Below are 22,321 nucleotides of genomic sequence, written 5' to 3' on the forward strand. Positions count from 1 at the left end.
AATACTTTAAAGATAGACTATGAAGAATTTTTTAAGATATGTCCCTTTGAGATAAAGGGAGAAGTTCCATGGGCAAAAATGGACTTTATATAAGTGAAGAAAAACCAGGAAGGCATCCATATCATGCTGCAGGACTTTACTATATTCAAGAGCCCAGCGCAATGTCTGTAACACCTCAGCTTAACATTAAGCCTGGAGAAAGGGTTTTAGACCTTTGTGCATCGCCTGGGGAAAATCCACTCAGGCTGCCTGTTACTTAAATGGAGAGGGTCTCTTGGTTTCAAACGAAATAAAGCTTAAAAGGGCACAGATACTTGTTCAAAATATAGAAAGAATGGGCATAAAAATGCAATAGTTACAAATAATTCACCAGAAGAGCTAGAAAAGGTATTTGTAGGGTATTTCGATAAGGTAATAGTTGATGCACCTTGTTCAGGAGAGGGCATGTTTAAAAAGGACAAAGATGCTCTGAACCAATGGAGTGAGGAAAATGTTTTAGGATATCAATCAATGCAAAGGGAAATATTAAAAAGTGCAGCAAAAATGGTAAAGCCTGGTGGATTAATAATATACTCAACATGCACCTTTTCTGTTGAGGAGAACGAATTCATAGTAGATGAATTTTTAAAGAAACATAAGGAATTTGAACTTATTAACATAGAAAAAAACTATGGTTTTAGAGAAGGGTTTTTGAAATTTTAGGCAACGAAGAACTTAAAAAGACAGCAAGGCTCTTTCCACACAGACTAAAGGGTGAAGGACACTTCTTGGCATTATTTTATAAAAAGATGGGGAGGTAAAATCTCCTCAAAGGATAAAATCCAATATAAAAAAGCAGAACATATCGGACTTTAAGGAATTTGAAAACAATTATCTTAACAAAAAATTTGATGATGATAGACTTTTTTGAGGGGAGACAGACTATATTATCTTCCGGAAAATTCCTTTGATTTTACACCCCTTAATGTGTTAAGGCCAGGGATTTTGCTTGGTGAATTTAAAAGAATAGGTTTGAGCCGGACTATTCCTTAGCAGCATCTTTAAAGCCGCATGAAGCTAAATTAAATATTAGTTTATCCAGTAAAACAAATGAAGTGGATAAATATATCGAAGGTTATACCTTGAATTTTGATTTAGAGGATGGCTGGTATCTTGTTGATGTTGATGGGTATTCTTTATCCTGGGGAAGATGTCAAAGGGTATTTTAAAAAATTATTTTCCAAAGGCTTTACGTTGGTAATTACATTAAATTCGTTTAAATATATTATATAGTAAAGGACTAAAGGAGTTGAGAAAAAAGATGGATATAAAAAACGAACTTGAAAGGATATTAGGTTCTGGACAAGTTTTAATAGATGAGCCGATGAAAAATCATACATCCTTTAAAATTGGAGGTCCTGCTGATTTTTTAGTTATTCCAAATAGCAAAGAAGAACTTGTAGATTTAATAAAATTTTTAAGGAAGAAAAATATAAAATATTATTTAATAGGCAACGGATCTAATCTTTTAGTTTCGGACAAGGGAATAAGAGGGGTTGTAATAAAAACAACAAGTTTAAATAAAGTTGAGGTAATCGGTGAAAGGGTAATCTCAGAAGCAGGAGCATCCCTTGCAAAGGTTTCAGCAGAGGCATTAAGAAACTCTCTAAAGGGGATGGAATTTGCATCCGGAATACCCGGGAGCATAGGTGGAGCTGTTTTTATGAATGCTGAGTGCCTACGGCGGTGAAATGAAGGATATAGTAGAAAGAGTAATGGTTTTAGATAGGGAAGGGAATGTTAGGAATTTAAAAAATGAAGAGTTGGAATTTGCATATAGGTTTAGCAATGTTCAAAAAATGAATATATAGTTTTAGAAGTAGAATTAAAATTAGAAAAGGGAAATTTTGATGAAATAAAGGCACTTATGGAGGACTTAAATAGGAGAAGAGCAGAAAAACAGCCTTTGAATTATCCAAGTGCAGGAAGTGTATTTAAAAGACCAGAAGGATATTTTGCTGGAAAACTTATAGAAGATGCAGGATTAAAGGGAGCTAAAGTTGGCGGTGCGATGGTTTCAGAAAAGCATGCAGGATTTATAATAAACTTTGACAATGCTACATGTGAAGATGTTCTAAACCTTATTAAACTAATCCAAACAAAGGTATATGAAAAGTTTGGGGTCATGCTTGAAACAGAAGTAAAATATCTAGGTGAATAGGAGCATAGCTCCTATTTTTTTGTTTGCAAAATATTAAGAAAAATGAGATAATTAAAATTGTCAAGAAAATTTAAAAAATAGGGGGATGGCAATGAAACTAAGAGAATCTGTTTTAAGGCTAAAACCTTATACGGCAGGTAAACCAATTAATGAAGTAAAAGAGAATTGGGGCTTAATGATATTATTAAATTGGCATCAAATGAAAATCCTTTAGGTTGTTCACCTATGGTTACGAAGGTAATAAACGAATTAGCATACCAAGTTAATTTATATCCTGATGCTGCAAATTTTGATTTAAAAGGGAATTAGCTGAAGAATTAGGAGTAAAACCTGATAATATATTTTTAGGAACAGGTTCTGATTCGATTATAAGGGCGATATGCTCTATTTTTATCGATCCGGGCGATGAAAGCATAATGGGTGAAGTTTCCTTCCAAAGATATGAGGATAATACAAAGATAATGGGTGGGAATGTTGTAAAAATTCCTATGAAAAATCATAAACTTGATGTAGAAAAAATGGTAGATGCTATTACAGAAAGAACTAAAATATTGTGGTTTTGCACACCAAATAATCCCACCGGACCAGTTATAAAAAAGGATGAACTTTTTAGCATCATAGATAAAATTCCAAAGGATGTTATTTTTGTAATGGATGAGGCGTATTATGAATATGTGGATGATCCAGATTATCCTCAAACCATTCCTTTGCTTGGAAAATATCCCAATATGATTATTTTAAGAACCTTTTCAAAGGCCTATGGACTTGCAGGATTAAGGGTTGGTTATGGAATTGCAAATGAAAATATAGCAAAATATATAAATGCAGTTGTAGGTCCCTTTGATGTTAACTTGATTGCCCAAAATGCAGCACTTGCAGCATTAAAAGATAAAGAATTTTTAAGGAAGGTCGTGGAACTTAATAAAAAATCAAGGGAGTATTTTTATAAAGAATTTAAAAGTATAGGACTTGAATATATAGAAAGCCAAGCAAACTTTGTAATGGTTGATTTAAAGGCTGACGATAAGATGGTATTCAATGAACTCCTAAAAGAGGCGTGATAGTAAGGCCAGGACATTTATTCGATATGCCAGGGTGGATAAGAGTTTCAACTGGAAGGATGGAGCAAAATGAAAGATTTATATCAGCATTAAAAGAAGTTTTAAAAGGGATGCACTAAGCATCCTTTTTATATGGTTTTGACATATATTGCTATGTTATGTATAATTAGCATATGATTTAAAATAAAAGAAGGAGTGATTGTATGAAGAGGCTTTTTACAGTCATTATTTTATCAATGATGATTTTATTTTCTGCTTGTTCAAAGGTTACTAAGCAGAATAACAAAATATACACAACTATTTATCCTGTATACTCAATAACGAAATTTATTGCAGGAGACAAATTAGAAGTTGAAAGAATAGTTAAAGGAACTGCGGAACCTCATTCCTTTGAACCTCAAACTCAGGATATTGCTGAAATGATGGAATCAAGAGCAGTGTTTTATATAGGGCATATCGATGAATGGGCAAAAAGGCTTCAGAGGGCAGCAATGTTAAAGTTGTTGAGGTATCCGAAGGTATAAATAAAATAGAAGAGGATCCTCATGTATGGACGTCACCTAAAAATGCAATAATTATAGCTGAAAACATAAAAAATACATTGATAGAGATAGATTTTGTTAACAAAGATTATTATGAAGAAAACTTTAATAAGTTTAAATTTGAAATGGAAAGAATCAATGAAAAGTTTGAAAAGGAAAAAGCTAATTTAAAAAGGGATGTTTTTGTAATTGCTCATCCTGCCTTTGGCTATTTAGCGAGGGATTTTGGATTAACGCAGGTAGCTTTAACAGGGCAGGAGGAGGTTGAGGAGCCTTCACCAAATGAGGTTGCAAAGGTTATTGATTTTATTAAAGAAAAGAATATAAAATATATATTATTCGATAGGACAGAAAATGAAAACATAATAAGACCGGTTGTTGAAGCGACTGGGGTAGAAAAACTTGAAATATTTGGCATGGGTGCTGTCTCTCAGGATGTTGAAGAAAAGGAAAATTATGTTACACTTATGGAAAAGAATATAGATAATATTATAAAAGCATTAAAGGAATGAAGGTGTCGTATATGATTGAGCTTATAGATGTTTCTTTTGGCTTTGAGGAAAAAATTGTTCTTAAGGATATAAACTTGAAAATAGAAAAGGGAGAACTTTGCACTATAGTAGGTCCAAATGGTTCAGGAAAGAGCACATTGGTTCATGTTATTACAGGTGTATATAAACCTTATAAAGGAATAGTAAAATTGTTTGGACGGGAAGATTATAAGGAACAAAGGAGAAAAATCTCCTTTGTTCCTCAAAAGGTTTCAAGCTTTAATCAGCTTTTTCCTATCAGTGTTAAGGAAACTGTCCTTTTAGGATTAGTCCCACAAAAGGGATTTTTTAAGAGGTTTAACAAAGAGGACTTTAAAAAGGCAGATGATATTTTAAAAAATTAGATTTATATGAAATGAAGGATAAACAGCTTGGTAAACTTTCTGGTGGACAGCAGCAAAGAGTTTTTATAGCAAGGGCTCTTATATCAGAGCCAGAAATATTGATATTGGATGAGCCTACGGTGGGAATAGATTCAAAATCAGAGGAAATCCTATATAATCTTTTACTTGAACAAAAGAACAATAATACAACGATAGTTATGGTTACCCATGATATTTTTGCAATAAAGGATTATGCAGATAAGGTTGTTTGCATGAAGGATGGGGAGATTTTAACTATATGTGGTGCAAAGGAATTTTCAGCAAAAAATACAAACAAATATATCTTACGGATTAAAGGAAGTGTTGGCATGTTAAGATATGCTTTTATGCAAAGGGCTTTTATAGCTGGAATTATAATTTCCATTATAGCGCCACTTATTGGAAATTATATTATGTTAAAACGCTTTTCACAAATTGGTGATACATTATCCCATAGTGCCATTTTAGGGGTTGCTTTAGGCTTATTAATCGGTATAAACCCACTTATTGGAGCTCTTGTTATAACAATATTTTTGCGATAGCACTAGAAAGATTACGAAAAGAATTTAAGGGATTTGCAGAAATTTCATTATCAATGATTACAATGGCCTCTTTAGGCTTTTCAGCCATTATATTTAGTAGGATAAAAAGCTCCGCAAATGTAATGAATTATTTGTTTGGAAGTATTGTTGCTATATCACAGGCAGATTTAATTTTGATTTTATTAATTGCAATTCCTTCCGTGTTGTTAATCCTGATTTTTCAAAAGGAGCTTTTATATATTTGCTTTGATGAGGATGGAGCTTATGTTTCTGGAATTAATGTAAAGCTTTTAAATCTTGTTTTAAATATTTTAGTTGCTCTTGTTATTGGGATTTCCTTAAGAATCGTAGGAGGATTTTTAATTTCAGCCCTATTAGTTATCCCTGGAGCAATATCCATGAAACTTGTATCAAACTTTAGAAAACTTCAACTATATTCAGTGCTGATTTCGCTATTTTCTGTTGTCTTTGGAATTATTTTATCTTTTTACCTAAATATATCTCCTGGTGGAAGTATTGTGGTTATTTTCACATGTTTATATGTAATAACAGAGTTTAAAAAAGGCATGTAAGTCTTAACCTTACATGCCTTAATTTATATAATTTTTGTAATAAAAATGTGATATAATAATTAATGTAATTTTCTTATACGGAGGATGAATATGAGGGTTATAGCGGATTATCATACTCATACGAAATATAGTCATGGAAAAGGAAGTATTAGGGATAATATTGTTGAGGCAATAAATAAGGGATTAAAAAGATAGTTATAGCCGATCATGGACCTGGACATTGGCTTTATGGGGTTAGTAAAAGGGATTTGTATAAAATGAGGGATGAAATTGAGAGGCTAAAAACAGAATTTAAAGAAATTGAAATACTTCTTGGAATTGAGGCTAATATAATTAGTGTCGATGGAGAGCTGGATGTCGATGATGAGGTCATATCGCTTTTAGATGTTCTTCTTGCAGGCTTTCATAATGGAGCCTTTTTAAAGGAGTAAGGGATTGGAGGGAGCTTTATTTTAAAAATAAGCTGTCTAGGATAGTTCCCACTCTTCAAAGAGATGCTAGAATAACCAATACAATTGCTATGGTAAAGGCCATAAAAAATTATAATATTGATATAATTACACATCCAGGTGCCAAGGTTGATATAGACACTCGTGAGATTGCAAAGGCTGCTGCAGAAAGGGGAACGCTTTTAGAAATTAATAGCAGTCATGGATTTTTAAATGTTGATTATGTTAAAATAGCTATGAAGGAAAACGTTAATTTTGTTATAAACAGTGATGCCCATAAACCTAAGGATGTTGGCAAAGTTGATGATGGGATAGCAATAGCATTAAGAGCCGGGTTGCCATTTGATAGAATAATAAATATTGAATCTTGAGGGGGATTTTAAATGAATTTTGTTATAGTAACAGGTCTATCAGGTGCTGGAAAATCTCAGACTATAAGATTTTTAGAGGATTTTGGATATTTTTGTATAGATAATCTTCCGCCTGCCCTTATACCCAAATTTGCTGAAATATGTTATCAAACAGGTGGCAAGATTGAAAAAATAGCAATAGTTGTTGATATTAGAGGAAGAGAATTCTTTAACGATCTTTTCATGGCGTTAAAGTCGTTGCAAAGTATGGGTTATAATTATGAAATATTATTCCTAGAGGCAAAGGATGAGATACTGGTAAAAAGATATAAAGAAACAAGAAGAAATCATCCTTTAGCTCACGACGGAAACATATTTGAAGCCATAAGAAAAGAAAGGTTAAAGCTCAATGAGGTAAAAAACAAGCAAAGCATATTATAGACACATCGGATCTTTTGCCAAGACAGCTAAGGGAAGAACTTGAAAGGATCTTTGTAAGTGGAGAAAACTTTGAAAGTCTTGTGATTTCTGTTCAATCCTTTGGATTTAAATATGGTATACCTATTGATGCAGATATAGTATTTGATGTTAGATTTTTACCAAATCCATATTATATAGAAGAATTAAAAAGATTTTCAGGATTAGAAGAAAATATAAGGGAATATGTCTTAAGTAGCACCGAAGCCAAAGAATTTTTAGAAAAAGTAACTGATTTATTTGAGTTTTTAATACCTAACTATATAAAAGAAGGAAAGTCAAGGTTAGTCATAGCAATCGGATGCACAGGGGAAGACATAGATCTGTAGTTCTTGCAAGTGAAGTTTATAAAAGACTCAAGGACAATGGGCATACTGTTTTAATAAATCATAGAGATATTTCTAAGGATGTATCAGGAGAGGTAGGAAAATGAGTTTTTGGGATTGGTTTAGACCTGGACTTAAATTAAAAAGATGGGTATTTCTTGGGGACTTGGGTTATTTATTTTAGCTTATGGACTTTCAAATATTTTAATTATGAGAAATAATTTTAATATATATTTGTTTTATAACGTTTTAATAATTATTCTTGGGATTATCTTACTTTATATTTCGTTAAAATTACTAATTAAAAATATGCTTATTTTAGTTGGATGTAATACATCAAATGGCCTTAAGAAAAACTTTCAGGAAAAGCTCTATGAACAAAGACTTCTTATAAGAGGGCCAAGGATAGTCGCGATTGGTGGGGGAACAGGACTATCTACAATGCTAAGGGGACTTAAGGAATATACATCAAATATAACGGCAATTGTTACTGTAGCTGATGATGGTGGGGGAAGCGGAATTTTAAGGGAGTCTTTAGGAATGCTACCACCAGGGGATATTAGAAATTGTCTTGTTGCATTAGCAAATACGGAGCCTCTTATGGAGGAGCTAATGCAGTATAGGTTTAAGGATGGAGATTTAAAGGGTCAAAGTTTTGGAAATTTATTTATAGCTGCCATGAATGGTATTTCAAGTAACTTCCTTGAAGCAATTAAAAAGATGAGCGATGTTCTTGCTGTTCAAGGAAAGGTTTATCCTGTTACATTGGAGAATGTTACTCTGTGTGCTAAGCTTGATGACGGAACTATAATAAAGGGAGAATCTAAGATTCCTTATGAGGTTTTAGAAAGAAGTTCAAAAATCGATAAGGTTTTTCTAGAACCAATAAATCCCAAGCCCCTTGAAGAGGCACTAGTTGCTATTGAAAATGCTGATTGTATTGTAATTGGGCCTGGAAGTCTTTATACAAGCGTTTTGCCTAATTTGGTTATAAAAGAAATAGCGGAGAGGATAAAAAAGTCAAAGGCTATAAAAATATATGTATCTAATATTATGACCCAACCTGGTGAAACGGATGATTATACTCTATCTGAGCATGTTAAAGCCATTGAAAAACATTGTGGTAAAGGCCTTGTAGAATTTGTTATTGCAAATAACGGTAAAGTCCCGGAATTTTATTATGAAAAGTATAAAAAAGATGGACAATATATGGTGGTTAATGATATTAAAAACTTACCGGAAAATATTAAGGTTATCGAAGAGGATCTTGTTGATATTAACAAATATGGGTATTTAAGACATAACACAAAAAAGCTTGCAGAAACAATAATGAAAATTATCTTAAAGCAGGTTTTCCCAAAGGATAAAAAGAGAATAGTAGATTATTTTTATTTATCAGAAAGAATAAGGATGAGAAAGCAGGAGGTGTAACGGTGTCTTTTTCTGCCGAAGTAAAAAATGAACTGAGTAGAATTATTGATGAAAAGAAGTGCTGCCAAATGGCTGAGCTTGCAGCAATTATTAAATTAAGCGGCAGTATTAATATAAATGCAAAACAGGGGCTAAGCTTTAAGGTTACAACTGAAAACCCTGCTATTGCAAGAAGGATTTTTCTCTATTAAAATCTCTTTTTGATGTCCATGCAGATGTAATGGTAAAGAAAAATAATATATTAAAGAAAAATAATATTTACTATGTGGTTGTTTCTGCAGATATGAATTCCAATGAGATCTTAAAAAGTTTAGGTGTTTTAAAGGAATATCATGATGGTACCATAGGGTTTAATAATAAAATTAACGTGGATTTAATTAAAAAAGCTGCTGCAAGAAGGCATTTTTGCGAGGTGCATTTTTGGCATCAGGTTCAATAAGTAACCCTGAAAAAACTTACCATTTAGAATTTGTATCAAACAATCAAGAGCTAGCTGAAGATGTAATGAAGCTTCTAAACTCCTTTGATTTAGGTGCAAAAATAATTTTAAGAAAAACAGCTATGTGGTTTATATCAAAGAAGGGGATAAAATAATAGATCTTTTAAATATCATTGGAGCTCATAATGCTCTGTTAGAACTTGAAAATGTAAGAATATATAAAGAGATGAGAAATAATGTTAATAGACTAGTTAACTGTGAAACTGCTAATCTAAATAAAACTGTCGATGCTGCTGTAAGGCAAATAGAATCCATAAAACTAATACAGGAAAAGATAGGACTTAAAAAGCTTCCACCAAATTTAAGGGAGGTTGCAGAACTTAGATTAAATTATCCAGATATATCATTAAAGGAATTAGGGCAAATGTTAAATCCACCAATAGGAAAATCGGGAATCAACCATAGATTGAGAAAAATAGAAAAGATAGCAGAGGAGTTAAGGGATGAATAGGAGTTGATGGCATGACAAAACATGAAGAGATTATTAAGTATATTACAAATTTAAAGATTGGGACAAAGATTTCAGTAAGAACCATAGCAAATGAACTTAATGTTAGCGAAGGGACAGCCTACAGGGCAATAAAAGATGCAGAAAATATGGGGCTTGTTAGTGCTGTTCCAAGAATTGGAACAGTTAGAATAGAAAAAATGACTAAAAGAAATATAGAGAAACTAACCTATGCTGAAGTTGTGAACATCGTCGATGGACAGGTATTAGGTGGAAGAGAGGGACTCCATAAAACATTAAACAAATTTATGATTGGTGCTATGACTATTGATGCTATGGAAAAATATATGTCCCCGGGTAATTTGTTAATAGTAGGTAATAGAGAAGAAGCTCAGAAATTAGCTCTTGACAAAGAATGCGCTGTCCTTATAACAGGAGGCTTTGGATGTAGCGATGAGATAAAGCAATACGCCAATCAAAAGCAGCTGCCTATAATATCATGTTCCTACGATACCTTTACAACGGCTGCCCTTATAAATAAGGCATTAGCGGAAAATCTAATCAAAAGGATATCATCCTTGTTGAAGACATAATGAAAACAGATGTTGCATTTGTTACAACACAAGATGATGTAGGAAAAACTAGAAGAATTATAAAGGAAGCTAATTATGACTTACTTCCTGTTGTTGATGAACACCAAAAATTAGTTGGGGTTATTTCAGTAAACGATTTACCTCATGATGGTTTTGACTATGAAAAGGTTTATAAATTTATGAATAAAAATGTAATATTTGTAACCAACAAGACATCAGTAGCATATGCTGCTCATCTTACCATTTGGGATGGGGTAAAGTATTTGCCGGTTGTCGAAGGAAAGCGCCTTGTAGGTATGGTCAGTAGACAAGATATAGTTGCAGCGCTGCAGCAAATTAGCGGACAACCACAGATAGGGGAAACTATTGATGACATGATTTTAAAAAATTTCAATTTTGAAGAAATAGATAATGGTTTTAAATATGTTGGTAAAATATTGCCTGAAATGTTAAGCCCACTTGGAACAGCAAGCTGGAATACATTGTCATTAATTATGTCAACATTAGGTTTAATGGCTCTTAAATGCAATAATAATATTAATATCTCGGTAGATTCATTTACTGTTTATTATATGAAACCAGTTCAACTGGATACTAATATAGCTGTTTATGCACGTTGCATCGATAGTAGCAAAAACTATTCTAAGGTTGAAGTTGAAATGATTTCAGAGGATGATAAAGAGATAATTGGCAAGGCTCTTTTGAGCACAAGAATTTTTAGAAAGTAGGTGAATGAAGATGAGTTTTGTTCATCTTCATGTTCATACAGAATATAGTTTGTTGGATGGCTCATCGAGGATAAAGGATATAGTAAAAAGGCAAAGGAATATGGAATGCCATCACTTGCCATCACAGACCACGGAGCAATGTTCGGTGTTATTGATTTTTATAAGGCCTGCAGAGAAGTTGGAATTAAGCCTATATTAGGATGCGAAGTTTATGTTGCTCCAAGGAAAATGACGGATAAAGTGGCAGGCATAGATAATGAATATTATCATTTGGTTTTAATAGCTGAGAATAATGAAGGCTATAAAAATTTAATGAAGATAGTTTCAAAGGCTGCCCTAGAAGGATTTTACTATAAACCAAGGGTTGATAAAGAGCTTCTTAAAAAATATTCAAAGGGCATTATAGCCTTATCGGCTTGCCTTGCTGGTGAAGTTCAGGATTTACTATTAAAAGGACGCTATGAAGACGCAAAGAGAATAGCTCTAGAGCTTGAAGATATTTTTGGAAGGGGCAACTTTTATTTAGAACTTCAAGATCATGGTATAGAGGAGCAAAGGACTGTAAATGAAAAATTAATTGATCTTTCAAAAGAAACAGGAATTCCACTTGTAGCAACTAACGACGTTCATTATGTCAATAAAGAGGATGCAGTTGCCCATGAAATCCTTTTATGTATTCAAACGGGGAAGACAATTGATGATGAGGATAGAATGAAATTTCCAACAGATGAATTTTACTTAAAATCTCCTGAGGAGATGAAAAGGCTTTTGACTTTGTCCCTGAAGCTATAGAAAATACTATAAAAATTTCAGAAAGGTGCAATGTTGAACTTGAATTTAACAAGCCAAAGCTTCCTAAATTTGATGTTCCTGATGGAAAGGAAGCAAATGTGTATTTACGAGAATTATGCTTTAATGGCCTTTATGAAAGATATAAAGAACCGCCAAAGGAAGTTATCAACAGATTAAATTATGAGCTTGAAGTAATTGAAAAAATGGGATATGTTGATTACTTTTTGATAGTTTGGGACTTTATAAGATTTGCAAGGGAAAACAATATAATGGTGGGACCGGGTAGAGGTTCTGCAGCAGGTTCTATTGTTGCATACACATTAGGTATTACAAAGATTGACCCAATTAAATATAATCTTCTTTTGAAAGATTTTTGAATCCCGAAAGGATTAGCATGCCGGATATAGATTCTGACTTTTGCTACGAAAGAAGACAGGAAGTTATAGATTATGTTTTTAAAAAGTATGGAGAGGATAGGGTTTCACAAATTATTACCTTTGGAACCATGGCTGCAAGGGCTGTAATTAGAGATGTAGGACGAGCTCTTAACTATTCTTATGCTGAAGTAGATACTATAGCTAAAATGATTCCTATGGAGCTTGGAATGACCATAGATAGGGCTTTGGAATTAAATCCCGAGCTAAAGGGAGAATATGAAAACAACGAAAGAATAAGGCATCTTATTGACATTGCCCGCTCTTTAGAAGGACTACCAAGGCATTCCTCAACCCATGCTGCAGGCGTTGTAATATCCTCTGCGCCATTAGTAGAATATGTTCCACTTACGAAAAATGAAGATACGATAACAACACAGTTTCCAATGACTATTTTAGAGGAACTTGGACTTTTAAAGATGGACTTTTGGGTCTTAGAACCTTAACTGTATTAAGGGATGCTGTAGACTTGGTTTATAAAAATAAAGGAATAAAGGTAGACCTTGACAGTATCGATTTTGAAGACCAAAGCGTTTATGAAATGATATCACAAGGAAAGACAGAAGGAGTATTCCAGCTTGAATCTTCAGGAATGACAAATTTTATGAAGGAATTAAAACCATCAAGCCTTGAGGATATTATTGCCGGGATTTCCCTATATAGACCAGGACCTATGGATCAAATTCCTGAGTATATAAAAAATAAAAACAATCCTGAAGACATTAAATATATTGATGAAAAATTAAGACCTATTCTTGATGTTACCTATGGATGTATAGTATATCAAGAGCAGGTTATGCAAATAGTAAGGGATATAGCAGGATACTCACTAGGACGATCGGACCTTGTAAGAAGGGCTATGGCAAAGAAAAAGCATGACGTTATGGAGAAGGAAAGGGAAAATTTTATTTATGGTTTAAAAGATGATAAAGGAAATATTATCGTCCCTGGGGCCTTAAGGAATGGGGTAAGCCTTGAGGTTGCCAATAAGATATTTGATATTATGATGGATTTTGCAAGTTACGCCTTTAACAAGTCCCATGCAGCAGCCTATGCAGTTGTTGCATATCAGACTGCCTTTATGAAAAGATACTATCCTGTTGAGTTTATGACGGCCCTTTTAACAAGCGTAATGGGAAATTCAGATAAAATAGCCTTTTATATAAATGCATGCAGGAGGATGAATATAACTGTTCTGCCACCGGATATAAACAAAAGCTTTGAGAATTTTTCGGTAGAAGGAGATAAGATAAGATTTGGATTGGTTGCGATTAAAAACGTAGGTGAAGGAGCAATAAAATCAATTATTGAAGCCAGGGAAAGGGATGGAGATTTTAAAAGCTTTAGAGATTTTTGCGAAAGGGTTAATTTATCTGAAGTTAATAAAAAAACTATAGAAAGTTTGATAAAGGCAGGAGCCTTTGACAGCCTAGGACTAAAACGTTCAGTCTTAATGAATAATTATGAAAAGGTTATTGATTCAATATTAAGTGAAAAAAGCAAGTTATAGATGGGCAAATTGGTTTTTCCAAAAGGAACTTGTAAACCTTAAAAAGGATGATTTTGAGGATATCAAAGAATTTGATAAAAAATATCTTCTTGCGATGGAAAAGGAAATGCTTGGCCTTTATATAAGTGGGCATCCGCTTCAAGACTTAGAAAAACAATTAGAGCTTTTAACTAACACTAAAATTTCTGAAATATATTCAATCAGTGCGGAGGATCATGACCATATAGATGTTAAGGTTGAAGATGGTCAGAGGGTTGTCATAGGTGGAATAATAACAAATATAAGCATTAAATCTACAAGAAACAATGAAATAATGGCATTTATAAAAATTGAGGATATGAATGGAACTATCGAAGTATTGGTTTTCCCAAAGACGTATCAAAAATGTAGCAAGATTATCATGGAGGACAATATAGTTATAGTTAAAGGACGAGTATCGATAAAGGAAGAGGAACAGCCTAAGATAATTGCAGAGGAGATAGAACAGTTAAGGGGATATGAAAAGACGATCAATAAATTATATATTAGACTTGATGATAAGGAATGGAAAAAACAAATAGAAAGAATAAAGCCTGAGATAATTAAATTTAAAGGCCTTACACCAATCTATATAGTTTTAAAGGATTCAAAGAAGATCCTAATGGCTTCGAGGGAACTTTGGGTAGAGGTCAATGATGAGCTTATAGGGATTTTAAAAAGTGAATTTGGAGAAGATAATATTAAAGTAGTATAACTGCCTTTAGGCAGTTATACAGATTGTAGACAAACTCTCATTGGTGTTTAGACTTTGCAAGAGCCCCGTGAATGGATTTCAAAAAGGCATCTTTCATGAGCTCTAGCAATTTTTGCTTTTCGACTTTTGAAAACAAAGAAAAGCTTAGAATTGCTTAGCGAAATGAGCGAATGCCAGGGAAATCCTTCACGGGGCTTATCAAAAATAACTTTTTCAACAGTCTGATACCAAAATTATTGTTGTTATATAACAAAAAGAGTGTTAAAATTATTTAAAAGTATTGATTTTAAATTTAAAGTAAAATAAAATACTTTTTGTCTAAAGAAGGAACATGTAATATACAGCTAGATTATTCAAAAAGTGGGACAATGCTTGTCCCGTATGGACAAAGGAGGTTAAATATATGAAAACCATCGGAGTATTGACAAGCGGTGGAGATGCACCAGGAATGAACGCAGCTATAAGGGCAGTTGTAAGAACAGGACTTGCTAATGGTTTAAGAGTAATGGGAATACAAAGAGGTTATAATGGAATAATAAATGGTGAAATATTTGAAATGACATCCTCAAGTGTTTCTGACATAATTCAAAGAGGAGGAACTATATTAAGAACTGCAAGAAGCGAAGAGTTTAGAACAGAAGAAGGAAGAAAAAAGGCTTACAACGTATTAAAGGTTTTTGGAATAGAAGGACTAGTTGTAATTGGTGGGGATGGTTCCTTTACAGGAGCTATGAAACTATCAAACGAGCATGGCGTTAAAGTTGTTGGCATTCCTGGAACTATAGATAATGACCTTGCCTATACTGATTATACAATCGGATTTGATACAGCAGTTAACACAGTTTTGGATGCTATAAATAAACTAAGGGATACATCAACTTCCCATGAAAGGGTCTCAATTGTTGAAGTTATGGGAAGACGCTGTGGTGATATTGCTCTTTATGCTGGGCTTGCCGGTGGAGCTGAAAGTATAATCATACCTGAACAGCCATATGATTTTAATGAGTTATGTAGAACTATTATTGAAAGTAAGGCAAAAGGTAAGATGCACAGCTTAATACTTTTAGCAGAAGGTGTTGGAGGAGCAGAGGATTTGGCAAAGAAAATTGAAGAGATTACAGGAATAGAAACAAGGGCTACTAAATTAGGACATATTCAAAGGGGTGGAAGTCCAACTGCCTTTGATAGAATACTTGCATCAAAGATGGGTGCAAGGGCTGTTGAACTTTTAATGGAAGGAAAGAGCCAGAGAGTTATTGGAATAAGGGACGGCAAGATTATAGACATGGATATCGTAGAGGCGCTTTCAATGAAAAAGAAAAGCGATGATTATATGTATGAACTTGCAAAAATATTATCTTTTAAGGGGTTGAAGGTATGAGAAAAACAAAGATTGTGTGCACGATAGGTCCTGCAAGTGAAAGTGAAGAAATGCTAAGAAAACTTATAGACGCAGGAATGAATGCTGCAAGACTTAACTTTTCCCATGGGGACCATGAAGAACATGGGAGAAGAATTGTGCTTATTAAAAACTAAGAGAAGAGCTTGGAAAACCCATAGCGATAATATTGGATACAAAGGGGCCTGAGATTAGAACAGGCAATTTCAAAGGCGGAAAGGTTGAGCTTGTTGAAGGCCAGGAATTTATAGTTACTACAAGACAGATTGAGGGAGACAATACTATATGTTCTGTAACCTATGAAAAATTGCATGAAGATGTTAAGCCAGGAGATACCATCCTTATAGATGATGGACTTATAGGACTTTTAGTGGAAAGAATTGAGGGACAAGATATTCACTGCAGAGTTTTAAACAGCGGTCCTGTTGGAAATCACAAGGGAGTTAATCTACCCAATGTTAAGATTAACCTTCCAGCTTTAACTGAAAAAGATATTGCTGATATTAAGTTTGGTATTGAAATGGGAATAGACTATATTGCTGCATCCTTTGTAAGAAAACCCTCAGATGTGCTTGAAATAAGAAAGGTTCTAGAAAAATTCGGCGGACAAAATATACAAATCATAGCCAAAATTGAAAATCAAGAGGGACTTGATAATATTGATGACATATTAAAGCTTGCAGATGGAATAATGGTTGCCCGTGGTGATTTAGGAGTAGAAATTCCTGCGGAAGATGTTCCTTTAGTGCAAAAGATGTTAATTGAAAAGGCAAATAAAGCAGGAAAACCTGTTATAACAGCAACCCAGATGCTAGATTCTATGATTAGAAATCCAAGACCAACAAGGGCAGAAGTTACTGACGTTGCAAATGCAATATTTGATGGAACAGACGCTATAATGCTAAGCGGTGAAACTGCAAATGGTAAATACCCATTAGAGGCTGTAAAGACGATGGCAAGAATTGCAGAAAAGGCTGAAACTGCTTTAAACTTTGATATGCTTCTTGAAAAGAAGGCAAAACAAAGGTTAAACACAGTCCCAGATGCTATAAGCCTTGCAACAGTAACTGCAGCAGCAGAACTTAATGCCTCCGCTATAATCACAGCAACTCAATCCGGCCACACTGCAAGAATGGTTTCAAAATATAGACCAAAATGCCAAATAATTGCTGCAACTCCTTATGACGATGTTGCAAGAAAGTTATCTATAGTGTGGGGAGTATATCCGATAATTGCATCAAAAATGGAATCAGCCGATGCAGTTATAGATTTATCAGTTAAGGAAGCTCTAAACAAAGGACTTGTTTCAAAGGGGGACCTTGTTGTTATTGCAGCTGGTGTTCCGGTAGGATTTACTGGAACTACAAATATGATGAAGGTTTCAATTGTTGGGGATACCCTAGTTCAGGGTAAGGGTGTAGGCAATCCGGTATATGGAACAGCATGCGTAGTTATGTATAACAAAGATATTGATGATATGCTTGAAACAGGAAACATACTAGTTACAAAGGAATTACAAAAGGAATACATTCAGCCGGTTCTTGAAAGGGCAGCGGGAGTTATTATAGAAGAAGGAAGTTTGACTACAGATGCTGCAGTAGAATGTATAAACAATGGTATACCAATCATTGTTGCAGCAGAAGGTGCAACTAAGATAATAAAACACGGAACGCTCATTACTATGCTTCCAAGAAACGGAATGGTGTTTAGCGGAAAGGCTAATATTACGGCATAGTTGAATAAAACTTTTTAAACTTGGCAATAATTAAAAATGAATTAGTGGCAACTGATTCTATCTTTGCACACCTTAAGGTGTGCTATTTTTTGTTAAATGAAAAATTTATCTTTTGTGTTTTATCTTGCTTTACAGCATATTATTGTTTATTTTATATTTCTATTCTGATAAAATATTAAAGATAAAAATATTAAAAAGGGTGATGAAGTTGGCTAAATATATCCCAGTTGAAGAAGGAAAGATTTATGAACTTGATATAACAGGTATGGGTTTTCAAGGCGAAGGAGTTGGAAGGATTGAAAACTTTGCAATCTTTGTTAAGGGTGCATTAAAGGGAGAAAAGGTTAAAGTTGAAATCCAAAAAGTTCAAAAAACTTTGCCTTTGGTAAGTTAATAGAGATAGTAAAATCATCACAATATAGGACAAATCCCATATGTCCAATTTATGAATCATGTGGTGGGTGTCAAATTCAGCACATGACCTATGAAGGCCAATTAGAGTTTAAAAGGGAAAGAGTAGAAGACGTTATAAACAGAATAGGTAAAATAACTAATGTTAAAATACATAACACTATAGGAATGGAAAAACCTCTAAGATACAGAAACAAGGTGCAGCTTCCTGTAAGAAGAGAAAATGGAGAAGTAAAAATAGGATTCTTTAAGCAGGGGACGCATGATGTAATAGATGTAAGAGAGTGTTTTATACAAGATGAAATTGCTGATAAAGTTGTGAATTTGACAAGAGAGTGGATTAATAAATATAACATCGAGCCCTATGATGAAACAAATGGAAGTGGAATAGTAAGGCACATAATGATAAGAAAGGCTTTTGCAACTGGAGAGGTTATGGTTGTAATAGTAACAAACGGAGAAAAGCTGCCCTTTAAAGAAGAATTTATTGATTTAATGGTCAAAAACATTGATGGGCTAAAAAGTATAGTCCAAAATATTAACAGCAAAATCACGAATGTAATTTTAGGTGAGAAAAACATTTTGCTCTGGGGGCAGGATTATATAACTGATTACATAGGAAAGTTTAAATTTAGAATTTCCCCATTGTCATTTTTTCAAGTAAATCCTGTTCAAACAAATGTTTTATACAATAAAGCCCTTGAATATGCAAATCTTTCTGGAGATGAAATAGTTTTTGATGCCTATTGCGGAACTGGAACCATATCGTTATTTTTAGCTCAAAGAGCTAAAAAGGTTTATGGTGTTGAAATTGTAGAAGAAGCAATAAAAAACGCAAGAGAAAATGCAAGGGAAAACGATGTTCAAAATGTTGAATTCATTGTTGGTAAGAGCGAAGAAGTAATTCCAAAACTAATCGATAAAGGCATTATTCCTGACGTTGTGGTTGTTGACCCTCCAAGAAAGGGCTGTGATGAAAAGCTTCTGTATTCCATTGCAAAGGCTAACCCCAAAAGAATTGTCTATGTTTCCTGCGATCCATCTACATTGGCTAGAGATTTGAATTTGTTAGATAAATTGGGCTATAAAACAATTGAAGTGCAGCCTGTTGATATGTTCCCATTTACAGCACATGTTGAGTGCGTCACATTGATGTCAAGGGTTTAGAAATAAAGAACAGAAAAGCTTGTAAATAAAGGGTTTCCAGACATTTAGTTTTTCCCGAGGCCGATCTGCCGGATGTGGCAATGTCAGGAAACCCTTATTTTGGTTGCTTGAGGGAACATATCAACCGTCCAGAAAATTAATAGTTGAGTTACCAGATTAGATAACCCCCTTTTTACAGGGGGTTGAGGGTGCAGGATGGATGTATAATTTAATCTTCTCGCTCAGCATCCGTATCAAAAATTCTATCAAGTTCCTCGTTTGATGTAATGCCACGAACTTTATTTCTAACAGCTACTTTTGCCATATCAAGTCTATAGAAATGTTCACGACCGTCTAATCCTTTCTTTTGCCGGATAAGTTGAATTCTTCCAAATTTATCCCAATGTTTCTCTGCGAATTTTGCTAGGCCAACTGCCTTGGGATAATTGTCCTTACGGCTGGGGTCGTGTGGTTCTAGAATATCAAAAATGTAACCTTGTACATCAGCTCTCACTACCACTAAATCAGGAAACATAGAAGTGATAACACCGCCGACCTCATATGGGATTTCAAGTGACCACTTTTTACGATCAAGATTACGTAACCAGCAAACGGCACCGTTTTTTAGTTCTTCTTCAATAACTCCCTTTTCCCATGGGTTTAGTGATGCTTGGAATGTTCCATCCTCAGAACAATAGAGGTGTCGATCAATTTTTATACTGTTATCTGAAACTGAAAAATCGATTGAATCTGGCAATACCCAAGGAATAGCTATTGGTTGAGCGGAAGCATTTATTAATCTTTCATAGATGTTTTTTCGAGCCTCATTTAATCTTGCAATAGAGCGTTTATTATTCTCATATAGACTAATAAATTTCTCTTCTGCAAAGGCGTTTATTCGCTCCATAGCAGCAGTATCACTTGTAAGCACAATGACTTCAATCTTTACTTCAATATGGTCTCGGTATGTGGCGAATCCAATACTCCTTATGTAAGCCTTCTCCCAATATCCTTCCAGCTTGTTCAAAATGTCGAGAAATGTCAAATTCGGTAACAGCCATGGTTTGTGTAGCTTCATCAAATGAATAAGCATTTTCTCCATAGTCAAATGTTAGCGTATTAAGAGCAAATCCAGTGATTGAAGCAACTCGACCATCAAAGTCACCACTTTCTTTTATGCGAGCAATTTCTTCGTCCATTTTTGATAAAACTGCATTTTTAACGGCTTTTTGTGCTTCCAAATCAATACCATCCATTGTTAATGCTCTAGAAAGCTGTATTAATAACTTAAGCGGTGCTTGCTTGCGGGATGAATCCAGGCGGTATGTAATGAGCTTATCCATTGAATCAAACACATCAGAATAAGCGAGGTTGCGCCCGAGTGTTATAAGCTCTTTATTTGTACCAGTTTCAGTGGGCATAACCGATTCACTATCATGTAGAGCATTAACAACATTTTTTACTGTATCTTTATCAAAGTATGGAAGAAACAGACTTACATTATTAAGTTCAGCATCGGAGGCAATTCTTCTTGCCAAAGGAGTGCGAATCATACGCCCCAAAAGCTGTGCTATGTAGGTATAGTCCTGCGCGCTACGAAATGACATCATTGTTTCAGCACGAGGACAGTCCCAACCTGTGGAAAGGTTCATTTTGAAGAACACAACCTTCACATTTTCTTCGTCTTCGATTCTAGAAGCTTCAATTTGATGAATTTCAACGTCACGCACTTTGATCGTACCATAATCATTAAAGGTATGTACCACTTCACCGGGCAATAACTTGCGTACCATTGCCTCTTCCAGCAAATCGATACAAATCCCTAAATCGGTATGGGTTATTTCTCGTTCATTACCATCTTCGACTTGGACGACAAGGATAGGGTTTACCATTTTCTCATTTTCACGTTCACAGTAAGCTTTCCAGTGAGCACATTTATTAAGCCAATTTTCGACTGCACCTTTGAACATTGTCATATCGGCACCAAGTTGGATATCTGGGTAATGAATAATGATTCTGTCCTTTAAAAGCCCCGATTCACGTACTTGTTCAGGTGGAACAATAACTTTTTATATTGTCGAAGTAGTCCCAGCAATTAAGTTATCAAATCTCTGGGGTGTTGCGGTCACGCCGATAACTAAAGGCATAATACAAAGTCCGTCTTCTTCGCTACCTTTGATGAATTTTTGCATGATGGATTGTGCTTTATTTTCTGCTTGAGCAGATGTATAAGTCCCTCTATGTGCTTCATCAATGACCACATAGAACTGTTTGGGAATGCGTTTAGCTGTATTTGTGAGTGTTTCCCAAATTGTATATTGCCTTGTATCGGACTTAGTTGTTAATAACTTGTCAGAACCGAGTTTTTGTGTGTTAATAAAATAAATACGTCCACCCTCCAAATACTCGGCATCAAAGTTTGAATCTACAGTTACTAAGTCCCATACACGAATTTTGTCTGATTTGCTTTCAATTTTTAATCGCGTTTGCTCGTTAAGTTCCGGCGAATCGGAAAGCCAAACAAACACTGAATTCGGATCGCCGATATTATCTGAACCTCCATATAGGATTTCTTCAAAAAGTGCAGTCATAATTATAGTTTTTCCAGAACCCGTAGGTGCGGAAAACGATATTACCTGAGGGTCTTTTTCGCTCCACATTAAATGAGCTTTATTAATTTTCTCATGCAATTCTGCAAGAGCCGTTTCCTGAAATGGAAATAAAGTAACTCTCATTTATGAATCCCTCCTACTTCCCAACACAAAGTTATCAATGTAATCTCGGTATAGTTGGTATGTATTTTTTATTTTTATGCCATCAGTCATTTCGCGGAAAGCTTCCTCCGAGTTTGTTACAAAATATACCACTTTAATATTATTTACTTCTGAAATCTTTTTGCAAACTCGGCATATTTTGCTTCATCAACCAGAACTGCAAAGCCGTTTTGAGGAAGAATTAACATATCTGGTTCTTCATCGCTGTTTATTTCTGGCCTCCGGCCGATAGCACCGGATTTTAGCCAAAGCAATG

General features: G+C 34.4%; 13 protein-coding genes and 12 pseudogenes. 21 read left to right on the top strand and 4 right to left on the bottom strand.

Going from position 1 to position 22,321, the window contains the following annotated elements; all coding sequences use genetic code 11:
• The first annotated feature begins 12 nt into the window (after positions 1-12).
• The 21 genes and pseudogenes from PWK10_RS02625 (at position 13) to rlmD (ending at position 19,312) form a co-directional block, all read left to right on the top strand.
• Positions 13-260, top strand: a pseudogene (locus PWK10_RS02625) (hypothetical protein).
• 82 nt (positions 261-342) lie between these two features.
• Positions 343-702: pseudogene (locus PWK10_RS02630) on the top strand (SAM-dependent methyltransferase); the annotation flags it as partial.
• 204 nt (positions 703-906) lie between these two features.
• Positions 907-1,032, top strand: coding sequence for an RsmF rRNA methyltransferase first C-terminal domain-containing protein (locus PWK10_RS19355; RefSeq protein WP_446715285.1), 126 nt, complete (start codon positions 907-909; stop codon positions 1,030-1,032).
• 62 nt (positions 1,033-1,094) lie between these two features.
• Positions 1,095-1,208 carry a methyltransferase RsmF C-terminal domain-like protein gene (locus PWK10_RS02635; protein WP_274767299.1) on the top strand — a complete coding sequence of 38 codons (114 nt, stop codon included), beginning with the start codon at positions 1,095-1,097 and terminating at the stop codon, positions 1,206-1,208.
• A 92-nt stretch (positions 1,209-1,300) separates the two neighbouring features.
• Positions 1,301-2,200 (top strand): annotated as a pseudogene (gene murB, locus PWK10_RS02640) (UDP-N-acetylmuramate dehydrogenase).
• 91 nt (positions 2,201-2,291) lie between these two features.
• Positions 2,292-2,414, top strand: a complete 123-nt coding sequence (locus PWK10_RS02645; RefSeq protein WP_274767300.1) for a hypothetical protein — start codon at positions 2,292-2,294, stop codon at positions 2,412-2,414.
• A 124-nt stretch (positions 2,415-2,538) separates the two neighbouring features.
• Positions 2,539-3,261 (top strand): pyridoxal phosphate-dependent aminotransferase, encoded by a 723-nt coding sequence (locus PWK10_RS02655; protein WP_342455681.1) that lies wholly within the window; start codon positions 2,539-2,541, stop codon positions 3,259-3,261.
• On the top strand, positions 3,258-3,380 hold the full coding sequence (locus PWK10_RS02660; protein WP_274767302.1) for a hypothetical protein: 123 nt from the start codon (positions 3,258-3,260) through the stop codon (positions 3,378-3,380). The genes PWK10_RS02655 and PWK10_RS02660 overlap by 4 nt, the downstream gene beginning before the upstream one ends.
• Before the next feature lie 120 nt (positions 3,381-3,500).
• Positions 3,501-4,315, top strand: a pseudogene (locus PWK10_RS02670) (metal ABC transporter substrate-binding protein).
• A gap of 11 nt (positions 4,316-4,326) precedes the next feature.
• Positions 4,327-4,698: a metal ABC transporter ATP-binding protein gene (locus PWK10_RS02675; protein ID WP_274767305.1), complete on the top strand. Its 372-nt coding sequence runs from the start codon at positions 4,327-4,329 to the stop codon at positions 4,696-4,698.
• A gap of 11 nt (positions 4,699-4,709) precedes the next feature.
• A pseudogene (locus tag PWK10_RS02680) lies at positions 4,710-5,830 on the top strand (iron chelate uptake ABC transporter family permease subunit).
• A gap of 257 nt (positions 5,831-6,087) precedes the next feature.
• Positions 6,088-6,261 (top strand): hypothetical protein, encoded by a 174-nt coding sequence (locus PWK10_RS02685; RefSeq protein WP_274767306.1) that lies wholly within the window; start codon positions 6,088-6,090, stop codon positions 6,259-6,261.
• Between the two features lie 89 nt (positions 6,262-6,350).
• Positions 6,351-6,650, top strand: a complete 300-nt coding sequence (locus PWK10_RS02690; protein WP_274767307.1) for a hypothetical protein — start codon at positions 6,351-6,353, stop codon at positions 6,648-6,650.
• A 12-nt stretch (positions 6,651-6,662) separates the two neighbouring features.
• Positions 6,663-7,539 (top strand): annotated as a pseudogene (rapZ, locus tag PWK10_RS02695) (RNase adapter RapZ).
• Positions 7,536-8,863: pseudogene (locus PWK10_RS02700) on the top strand (gluconeogenesis factor YvcK family protein). Before rapZ ends, PWK10_RS02700 begins: the two co-directional pseudogenes overlap by 4 nt.
• Positions 8,864-8,865: 2 nt before the next feature.
• A pseudogene (gene whiA / locus PWK10_RS02705) lies at positions 8,866-9,813 on the top strand (DNA-binding protein WhiA).
• 11 nt (positions 9,814-9,824) lie between these two features.
• A pseudogene (locus tag PWK10_RS02710) lies at positions 9,825-11,131 on the top strand (DRTGG domain-containing protein).
• A gap of 4 nt (positions 11,132-11,135) precedes the next feature.
• Positions 11,136-14,600 (top strand): annotated as a pseudogene (locus PWK10_RS02715) (DNA polymerase III subunit alpha).
• A gap of 403 nt (positions 14,601-15,003) precedes the next feature.
• Positions 15,004-15,981 (top strand): 6-phosphofructokinase, encoded by a 978-nt coding sequence (gene pfkA / locus PWK10_RS02720; RefSeq protein WP_274767308.1) that lies wholly within the window; start codon positions 15,004-15,006, stop codon positions 15,979-15,981.
• Positions 15,978-17,734, top strand: a pseudogene (pyk, locus tag PWK10_RS02725) (pyruvate kinase). The gene pfkA and the pseudogene pyk overlap by 4 nt, the downstream one beginning before the upstream one ends.
• 208 nt (positions 17,735-17,942) lie before the next feature.
• Positions 17,943-19,312, top strand: a pseudogene (gene rlmD / locus PWK10_RS02730) (23S rRNA (uracil(1939)-C(5))-methyltransferase RlmD).
• A gap of 208 nt (positions 19,313-19,520) precedes the next feature.
• On the opposite strand, the gene PWK10_RS02735 reads toward rlmD, so the two are convergent.
• The 4 genes from PWK10_RS02735 to PWK10_RS02750 all read right to left on the bottom strand — a co-directional run bounded on the left by PWK10_RS02735 (position 19,521) and on the right by PWK10_RS02750 (position 22,319).
• On the bottom strand, positions 19,521-20,222 hold the full coding sequence (locus PWK10_RS02735) for a hypothetical protein (RefSeq protein WP_274767309.1): 702 nt from the start codon (positions 20,220-20,222) through the stop codon (positions 19,521-19,523).
• A gap of 19 nt (positions 20,223-20,241) precedes the next feature.
• On the bottom strand, positions 20,242-21,261 hold the full coding sequence (locus PWK10_RS02740) for a hypothetical protein (RefSeq protein WP_274767310.1): 1,020 nt from the start codon (positions 21,259-21,261) through the stop codon (positions 20,242-20,244).
• A 99-nt stretch (positions 21,262-21,360) separates the two neighbouring features.
• A complete protein-coding gene (locus PWK10_RS02745; RefSeq protein WP_274767311.1) occupies positions 21,361-22,026 on the bottom strand; it encodes a DEAD/DEAH box helicase family protein in 666 nt (221 codons plus the stop codon).
• A gap of 143 nt (positions 22,027-22,169) precedes the next feature.
• Positions 22,170-22,319 carry a hypothetical protein gene (locus PWK10_RS02750; protein WP_274767312.1) on the bottom strand — a complete coding sequence of 50 codons (150 nt, stop codon included), beginning with the start codon at positions 22,317-22,319 and terminating at the stop codon, positions 22,170-22,172.
• Positions 22,320-22,321: the final 2 nt, after the last annotated feature.

This window comes from Caloramator sp. Dgby_cultured_2 (genome assembly GCF_028872215.1).
Classification (GTDB): domain Bacteria; phylum Bacillota; class Clostridia; order Clostridiales; family Caloramatoraceae; genus Caloramator; species Caloramator australicus.

Excerpts from the sequence above, each read along its gene's own strand:
- PWK10_RS02685 (WP_274767306.1), top strand. The coding sequence starts at position 6,088 with ATGAGGGATGAAATTGAGAGGCTAAAAACAGAATTTAAAGAAATTGAA.
- PWK10_RS02645 (WP_274767300.1), top strand. The coding sequence starts at position 2,292 with ATGAAACTAAGAGAATCTGTTTTAAGGCTAAAACCTTATACGGCAGGT.
- PWK10_RS02740 (WP_274767310.1), bottom strand. The coding sequence starts at position 21,261 with ATGTTCAAAGGTGCAGTCGAAAATTGGCTTAATAAATGTGCTCACTGG.
- PWK10_RS02690 (WP_274767307.1), top strand. The coding sequence starts at position 6,351 with ATGGTAAAGGCCATAAAAAATTATAATATTGATATAATTACACATCCA.
- PWK10_RS02745 (WP_274767311.1), bottom strand. The coding sequence starts at position 22,026 with ATGAGAGTTACTTTATTTCCATTTCAGGAAACGGCTCTTGCAGAATTG.
- pfkA (WP_274767308.1), top strand. The coding sequence starts at position 15,004 with ATGAAAACCATCGGAGTATTGACAAGCGGTGGAGATGCACCAGGAATG.
- PWK10_RS02675 (WP_274767305.1), top strand. The coding sequence starts at position 4,327 with ATGATTGAGCTTATAGATGTTTCTTTTGGCTTTGAGGAAAAAATTGTT.